The sequence below is a fragment of the Stenotrophomonas sp. S41 genome, from assembly GCF_016624625.1.
Classification (GTDB): domain Bacteria; phylum Pseudomonadota; class Gammaproteobacteria; order Xanthomonadales; family Xanthomonadaceae; genus Stenotrophomonas.
The window spans coordinates 1-6,002 of the sequence record NZ_JACVTV010000168.1 but is presented as its reverse complement, the minus strand read 5'-3'; the positions used below and the strand labels follow the sequence as shown (position 1 = coordinate 6,002).

General features: G+C 69.9%; 4 protein-coding genes. 1 reads left to right on the top strand and 3 read right to left on the bottom strand.

Going from position 1 to position 6,002, the window contains the following annotated elements:
• Positions 1 to 104: 104 nt before the first annotated feature.
• A complete protein-coding gene (locus IAE56_RS20335) occupies positions 105 to 959 on the bottom strand; it encodes an IclR family transcriptional regulator C-terminal domain-containing protein (RefSeq protein ID WP_200753764.1) in 855 nt (284 codons plus the stop codon).
• 101 nt (positions 960 to 1,060) lie between these two features.
• Positions 1,061 to 3,484: a membrane-bound PQQ-dependent dehydrogenase, glucose/quinate/shikimate family gene (locus tag IAE56_RS20330; protein ID WP_200753763.1), complete on the bottom strand. Its 2,424-nt coding sequence runs from the start codon at positions 3,482 to 3,484 to the stop codon at positions 1,061 to 1,063.
• Positions 3,485 to 3,781: 297 nt separating this feature from the next.
• On the opposite strand from IAE56_RS20330, the gene IAE56_RS20325 reads away from it, so the two are divergent.
• Positions 3,782 to 4,321: an adenine phosphoribosyltransferase gene (locus IAE56_RS20325; protein WP_108768603.1), complete on the top strand. Its 540-nt coding sequence runs from the start codon at positions 3,782 to 3,784 to the stop codon at positions 4,319 to 4,321.
• A gap of 169 nt (positions 4,322 to 4,490) precedes the next feature.
• Here the strand turns inward: IAE56_RS20325 and dbpA are convergent, their stop codons facing one another.
• A complete protein-coding gene (gene dbpA, locus IAE56_RS20320; RefSeq protein ID WP_116865428.1) occupies positions 4,491 to 5,867 on the bottom strand; it encodes an ATP-dependent RNA helicase DbpA in 1,377 nt (458 codons plus the stop codon).
• Positions 5,868 to 6,002: the final 135 nt, after the last annotated feature.

Here is a 6,002-nt window from a genome sequence, read left to right as displayed (position 1 = left end):
CCACACCCCCCCCACTCCTCGGCCCCCCCGCCCTGGCGGGGGGGCCCCCCCCCCAACCCCCCCCCCCCCCCGGGCCCCGCGGGCCCACGCCCGGCGGCTGTGCCTCAATTCAACAACGTACCCAGCCGTTGCGCCGCCTCGCGCAGGCGCGGCAGCAGCTGGGTCTGCATCACGCCCAGGCCGATGCGGCCTGCCTGGGTGCCGATGTTCAGCGCGGCTACGACATCACCACTGCGCGAACGCACCGGCACGGCGATCGAGCGCAGGCCGATCTCCAGTTCCTGGTCGACCAGCGAGACGCCTTCGCGACGCACCTTTTCCAGCAGGTCGAGGAAATCGTCCATGCGGGTGACCGTGCGTTCGGTACGCGGCCGCAGCGGATTGCGTTCCAGATAGCCTTCCAGCGTGTCGCGCGGCAGCGCCGACAGCAGCACGCGGCCCATCGAGGTGCAGTACGCCGGCAGGCGGCTGCCCGCCCGCAGGCCGATCGACATGATGCGCACGGTTTCCGCGCGCGCCACGTAGAGGATGTCATCGCCGTCGAGCACGCCCAGCGAGCAGGATTCGTGCACGTCATCGCGCAGGGCATCCAGCACCGGTTGCGCCGCCGCCGTCATCGACGACGAGGCGACATAGGCGCCGCCCATGCCCAGCACGCGCGGCAGCAGCACGAAGCCACGGCCCTGTTCGCCGACGTAACCCAACTTTTCCAGCGTGTACAGCACGCGCCGTACCGCTGCGCGCGAGATGCCCGTATCGGTGCTGATCTGCGACATCGTCACTTCGCGCGGGTGCTGCGAGAACACGCTCAGTACAGCCAGGCCGCGGCCGAGCGAGGTCATGAAATCCGGGTCGCCCTGGTTGTCCTGGATCTGCTGCATCAGCTCATGGGCCAGGCCACGATCCTGCGGTGGCGCAGGCGGGCGCTTGGGACGACGGCTGGGAGGAACGGCAGGCATGGCAGCAGCTTTCATCAGGTTCGACCTTGCATGGTAAGCGCTGGAACCGGCAACCGGTACCCACGCGGCGCAGCCATGCAGGCTGCACCGCGTGGCACGGCTTACTTGCGCTCGGGCAGCGCGTAGGCGATCACGTAGTCGCCACGGTCCGGCGACTGGCGTGCGCCACCGGCGGAAATCACCACGTACTGGCGACCGGTTTTCGGCGAGACGTAGGTCATCGGCGTGCCCTGGCTGCCGACCGGCATGCGGGCCTTCCACACTTCCTCACCGGTGCGGCTGTCGTAGGCGCGCAGGTAGTAATCCTGCGTACCGGCGAAGAACAGCAGGCCCGACTGCGTGGCCAGCGAACCGCCCAGGGTCGGCATGCCGATCGGAATCGGCAGGCCCATCTTGATGCCCATCGGTCCGGTGTCCTTCACCGTGCCCACCGGCACCTGCCAGACCAGCTGGCGGGTGGCCAGGTTGATGGCCGACATCGTGCCGAACGGCGGCTTCTGGCAGGGGATGCCCAGCTTGGACAGGAAGCGGTCGCGCAGCGAGCCGTACGGCGTGCCGGTCTGCGAGGCCGCGCCCATTTCCACGCCACCGGCACCGCTGGTCATCTGCGCACGCGGAATCAGCTTGGTCCACAGGCCCAGGCGCATGTCATTGACGAACAGGTAGCCGGTGGTCGGGTCGACCGAGGCGCTGCCCCAGTTCATGCCACCCAGCGAGCCCGGCCACTGCAGTGCGAGGTCTTCGCCCGGCGGCGTGTACATGCCGTCGTAGCGGAACTGCTTGAACTGGATGCGGCACAGCATCTGGTCGATCGGGGTCGCACCCCACATGTCCGACTCGGTCAGCGTCTGCGCGCCGATCTGCGGCAGGCCCACCGACAGCGGCTGGGTCGCGGCATAGCGTTCGCCTTCGGCATTGCCCTGCGGTGCCGGGATGTTGCGCACTTCGCTGATCGGCACGCCGGTCTGGCGGTTGAGCATGAAGATCTGCCCGGCCTTGGTGATCTGCAGCAGAGCCGGCAAGGTGCCGCCCTTGCCGTCGGGCACGTCGGTCAGGGTCGGCTGCGCCGGCAGATCGTAATCCCACAGATCGTGGTGCACGGTCTGGTAGACCCAGCGCTCCTTGCCGGTGGCGACGTCCAGCGCGACCACGGCCGAGCTGTACTTGTCATCCTGCGGGGTGCGCTCGCCGGCCCACTGGTCCGGCGTGGTGTTGCCGGTGGGCAGGTAGACCAGGCCCAGCTGCGGGTCGTAGGCCATCGAGGTCCACACGTTCGGCGTGGCGCGAGTGTAGTGGATCGACGGATCCAGCGGCACATCCGGGGTTTCCTTCGACAGGTCCCAGACCCAGGCCAGCGCGCCGGTACGCACGTTGTACGCACGCACCACGCCGGACGGTTCACCCACTTCGATGTTGTCGGCCACACGGCCGCCGACCACGATCAGATCACCGGCCACCAGCGGTGCGGCGGTGAGGGTGTAGAAGCCGGGCTTGATCTCGCCCATGCCGGTCTTCAGGTCGACCACGCCGTTGCTGCCGAAGTCCGGGCACAGCGCGCCGGTCTTCGCATCCAGCGCGAACAGGCGCGCATCGATGGAGGTCATCAGGATGCGCTTTTCGCACAGGGCCGGGCCGGCGCTGGCGGTCTCGGTGGCCGGCTGCGGCGCGGGTGCCGGTGCAGCCGTCGTTGCGGCTGCCGGTGCAGTGGTCGCATCGAAGTAGCCCAGGCCACGGCAACGCTGCCAGTTCGGCGCGGTGGCCTTGGGATCGAAGGCCCAGCGCTGCTTGCCGGAGTCGGCGTCGATGGCGATGACCTGGTTGTGCGGGGTGCACAGGTACAGGGTGTCGCCGATCTGCAGCGGGGTGTTCTGGTCCTCGGCACCGAAGCCGTTGCTTTCCGGCACGTCGCCGGTGTGCGCGGTCCAGGCGACCTGCAGTTCCTTCACGTTGGCCGGGGTGATCTGGTCCAGCGCGGCGAAGCGGGTGCCGGCGGTGGTGTTGCCCCAGTGCATCCAGTCGCGCTGCTCAGCGCCCTTGGCCACCGGCACCACCGGCGGCGTCGTGCCCTGTGCGGTCTGCACCGGGCGCGGCTGGAAGGCGGAGAAGGCCGTGCCCAGCAGGCCGACCAGCAGCACTGCGGCCACGCCGTAGGCGCCACGGCCGGCAACCTGGCCGCGGCTGCGGCGCAGTACCGGCCAAGCCAGTGCGACCAGCAGGGCCAGCACGGCCGGCATCACCAGGCGCGAGACCAGCGGCCAGAACTCCCAGCCCGCATCGACCAGCGCCCACACCAGCGTGGCCACGAAGGCCACGCCGTACACCAGCGCACCGTTCGGCCGGCGCATCACCAGCAGCACGCCGGCGACGGCCGACACCGCACCCATCAGCAGGAAATACCAACTGCCCCCCAGCATTACCAGGCGAACACCACCGACCAGCAGAGCCAGGCCGAACAGAGTCACCAGGATGCCGAGCAGGACCACCAGCACACGGCACAGGGCCGGAACTTTCGTCGTCTCGTCCACGTTGCATGAACCTCATTGCGAAAAACCCGCGCGGAGGCGGGAAAGCCCCGCGCGCGCCAAGCGTGGCGGGGGCCGTCGGCATCCCGGGCGGCTGCGGGCCATGGCGGCGGGCAGGCGTCTGCCTGCTTATGACGCAGGCGGGGTGAATGACCGGTTAGGGCGATTATCGCACGTGTGTGCGATTTTGGTGTGATGCTGGGAGGCCATGGGTGGAACGCAGCGGCGCGGTGGTGCCGGGAACGGGCAGGGCCGGGGCGAACCGGTTACCCTATGCCGCCATACAAGCTGGTAGCTGCAATGACCGACGCCACCGTGGCCGTCCCCGCCTGGGCCTCGCGCCTGCGCGATATCGCCGATTTCCCGAAGCCCGGCATCCTGTTCAAGGACATCATGCCGCTGCTCGCCCACGGCGAAGACTTCCGCGGCGCGATCACGGCCATGGCCGACCGCTGGCGCGGGCAGCAGCTGGACGCCATCGTCGGCATCGAATCGCGTGGTTTCATCCTGGGCGCCGCCATGGCGCTGGAACTGGGCGTGGGCTTCGTGCCGGTGCGCAAGCCGGGCAAGCTGCCGGGCAAGGTGCTGCGCGAGGAATACACCCTGGAATACCGCAGCGACTGCATCGAAGTGCACGCCGACGCGCTGCCGGCCGGCGCGCGCGTGGCCATCATCGATGACGTGCTGGCCACCGGCGGCACCCTGGGTGCCGCGCTGTCGCTGGTGCGCCGACTGGGTGTCGAAGTGGTCGGCGCCGGCGTGCTGGTCGAGCTGGACGGCCTGGGTGGCCGCGGCCGTTGGGAAGCGGATCTGCCGCTGCACACCGAACTGGTGTTCTGATTGCTTCGCCGGGCATGGCCCGGCGCTACCAACAGCCTGCAGGTAGCGCCCGGCCCAGCCCCGCGGGGGCCGCCGCCCCCGCCCTCCCCACCCCCCCCCCCCCCCCCCGCGCCCCCCCCCGCCCGCCGCGCGGGCCGCCCCCCCCCCCCCCGGGCGGAGACCTTGACCGTCACATCATCCGCACGCGGAAGCGGCGGCCCTTGATCTTGCCGGCTTCCAGCTTCGCCACGGCCTTGTTGACCTGCTCACGGGCGATGGCCACGTAGGAGCGGGTCGGGAAGATCGCGATCTTGCCGATGTGCTTGCCCGACAGGCCGGCATCGCCGGTCAGCGCGCCGAGGATGTCGCCCGGGCGCAGCTTGTCGGTCTTGCCACCATCGATGCGCAGGGTGCGCATCGCCGCCTGCGGCAGCTCGGCCGGGCGCGAGGTCGCCAGCGGCGTCTTCTGCCAGTCCAGCGGCTGGCCCAGATGGGCTTCGACGGCCTCGGCGCGGGTCTTTTCACGACCGGCCACCAGGCTGATCGCCAGGCCGCTGGCACCGGCACGTCCGGTACGGCCCACGCGGTGCTGGTAGCTCTCCACGTCGGTGGGCAGCTCGTAGTTGATCACCGCCGCCAGCTCTTCCACGTCCAGCCCGCGCGCGGCCACGTCGCTGGCCACCAGCACGTTGCAGCTGCGGTTGGCCAGGCGGAGCAGCACTTCCTCGCGGTCGCGCTGCTCCATGTCGCCGTGCAGGGCCAGTGCCGAGAAGCCGAACTGCTGCAGCGAGTTGGCGACCTCGTCCACGTCCTTGCGGGTGTTGCAGAACACCACCGCCGATTCCGGCGTGTACTTCAGCAGCAGGCCGGCCAGCGCCTTCTGCCGGTGCGCCGGTTCCACTTCGCAGAACAGGTGGCGGATGGCCGGGGCCTGGTCGGCGCCTTCCACGGTCACTTCCAGCGCATCGCGCAGCAGGTCGCGGGCGATCTCGCGGATGCTGTCCGGGAAGGTGGCCGAGAACAGCAGGCTCTGCCGGTCCTTGTGGGTGCGGCCGGCAATCTCGCGGATCGGCTCTTCAAAGCCCATGTCCAGCATGCGGTCGGCTTCATCCAGCACCAGGGTGCGTACCGCGCCCAGGTTCAGGGCGCGCTTACGGGCCAGTTCCTGCACACGGCCGGGGGTGCCGACCACCACGTGCGGATCGTGCCCTTCCAGCGAGGCCAGCTGCGGGCCCAGCGGCACGCCACCGACCAGCAGCAGCAGCTTCAGGTTGGGGATGCCGGTGGCCAGCTTGCGGATCTGCTTGGCGACCTGGTCGGCCAGTTCGCGGGTCGGGCACAGCACCAGCGCCTGCACGCGGATCAGGCTGGGATCGATGGCCTGCAGCAGGCCCAGGCCGAAGGCGGCGGTCTTGCCGCTGCCGGTCGGCGCCTGTGCGATCACATCGCGGCGATCGAGGATCGCCGGCAGGCTCTGCGCCTGGATCGGCGTAAGGGTGGTGTAGCCGAGGGCGTCCAGGCCGGGCTGCAGGGCCGGGCTCAGCGGCAGGGTCGAAAAGTCAGTCATGGCACATTGTACCTGCGTGCGGGGCCGGAGCCTGCTGCGGGCCCTTCATCCACGCATGGCGTGGATCTACCGGGCATCGCCATCGGTGGGTGCGGGCCCCGGGGGCCCCCCGGTGGGTGCATAAACCCAAGGCGG

What these genes read in the sequence shown, in the direction of transcription:
- IAE56_RS20335 (WP_200753764.1), bottom strand. Translation starts at nt 959, where the DNA reads ATGCCTGCCGTTCCTCCCAGCCGTCGTCCCAAGCGCCCGCCTGCGCCA.
- dbpA (WP_116865428.1), bottom strand. Translation starts at nt 5,867, where the DNA reads ATGACTGACTTTTCGACCCTGCCGCTGAGCCCGGCCCTGCAGCCCGGC.
- IAE56_RS20325 (WP_108768603.1), top strand. Translation starts at nt 3,782, where the DNA reads ATGACCGACGCCACCGTGGCCGTCCCCGCCTGGGCCTCGCGCCTGCGC.